This window comes from Protofrankia sp. Cj3 (assembly GCF_917627355.1).
Taxonomy (GTDB): domain Bacteria; phylum Actinomycetota; class Actinomycetes; order Frankiales; family Frankiaceae; genus Protofrankia.
Map to the genome: position 1 here is coordinate 3,414 of NZ_CAKJTR010000087.1, position 1,526 is coordinate 4,939.

At 66.4% G+C, this 1,526-nt stretch carries 2 protein-coding genes; both read right to left on the reverse strand.

Annotated elements, in window-relative coordinates; translation table 11 throughout:
- Positions 1 to 16: 16 nt before the first annotated feature.
- Positions 17 to 1,090 carry a glucose-1-phosphate thymidylyltransferase gene (locus MJ783_RS13385; protein WP_239310760.1) on the reverse strand — a complete coding sequence of 358 codons (1,074 nt, stop codon included), beginning with the start codon at positions 1,088 to 1,090 and terminating at the stop codon, positions 17 to 19.
- Positions 1,091 to 1,345: 255 nt separating this feature from the next.
- Positions 1,346 to 1,526: hypothetical protein (locus MJ783_RS13390; protein ID WP_239310761.1), on the reverse strand; the 181-nt coding region annotated here is incomplete at its 5' end.

Below are 1,526 nucleotides of genomic sequence, written 5' to 3' on the forward strand. Positions count from 1 at the left end.
GGCCAAAATATTACGATCATGATGTCGGGGCGACTGAGACCCGGGAGTGGTCGCCGAGCATGAGCCGGTGTGCCCGCGGACGGGCATCCGACGGAACGACTTCGACATCCCGGCCGATCAGCGAGTCCTCAATGCGCCCGATGCCACGAATCGTCGCCCGTTCCAGCACGATCGAGTACTCGATCTCGGTGTTTTCGATCGCGCACGAATAGTAGATCGAGGTGAAGGGACCGACGTAGGAGTCGACAAGCGTGGTGCCGCGGCCAATGATCGCCGGTCCGCGCACGGTGGACCGCACCAGCGACGCGCCCTCCTCGATCACGACCCGGCCCACTATCGTGCTGTCCTCGTCGACCATGCCGCGCACATCCGGCTCAAGGGACTCCAGCAGGTGGCGGTTGGTCTCCAACATGTCGTCAAGCCGCCCGGTGTCCTTCCAGTACCCCTCGACCAGGTGCGGCGCGACCTCGTGGCCCCGGTCCACCAACCATTGAATCGCCTCGGTGATCTCCAGCTCGCCTCGACCGGACGGCTTGATCGCCCGCACCGCGTCGTGGACGGCCGTCCCGAAGAGGTAAACCCCGACGAGCGCCAGGTCGCTCGGCGGCTCCACCGGCTTCTCGACGAGGCGGATCACGCGGCCCTGGGGACCGAGCTCCGCCACACCGAACGCGGACGGGTTGGAGACCTTGGTCAGCAAAATCAGCGCATCTGGCCCGCTGCGCCTGAACTCCGCCACAAACCCGGCGATACCACCAATGATCAGGTTGTCACCGAGATACATCACGAACGGCTCGTCCGCAAGAAAGTCGCGCGCGACGAGGACGGCGTGCGCAAGACCCAGCGGTGCCTCCTGACGAATGTAGGTGACTTTGATACCCAGCGCGGAACCATCACCGACGGCGGCCTCGATCTCCGCCGCGGTATCTCCCACGATGATCCCGACTTCGGTGATACCCGCCTCGGCGATCGCCTCCAGCCCGTAGAAAAGGACTGGTTTGTTGGCCACCGGCACGAGCTGCTTGGCTGACGTGTGGGTGATCGGGCGCAACCGCGTTCCAGAACCACCCGCGAGAACAAGAGCTTTCATGATCCGAACCTTACCGCGCGCCCCGCGGCGGCCGGAAAGGCAGCCGAACCACCGTGGATGGCCGGGCCGCCGGCTCCCGCCGAGCTCCCCGAACGCATGAAAAGGGACATGATCGCACCGCCTTTGGTTACTTTTGGCCGCCCCGCCATATGGCTCGCCCATATGGCGGGGCACCACTGCGCGCATGCGTCACGCGCCTGGCGGGTACCTTCAAGCGACCAGGACCACGCATGGCCACGGCACGGCTGACGCCCGTCATGAGGTCGGCGGCAGCGAATGCGTCCGCGCTCGCCGGGCGGCACCGACCGACAGCTGAACGACGTACATGACCGTGAACCGGCACCAGGTCACGGCGGGGGCGGAGGTGCGGACACGGTGACCGCTCCACGTGACGTCCAGGCGGGCCCACCAGCCGGTCCGCCGCCGTCCACCCACC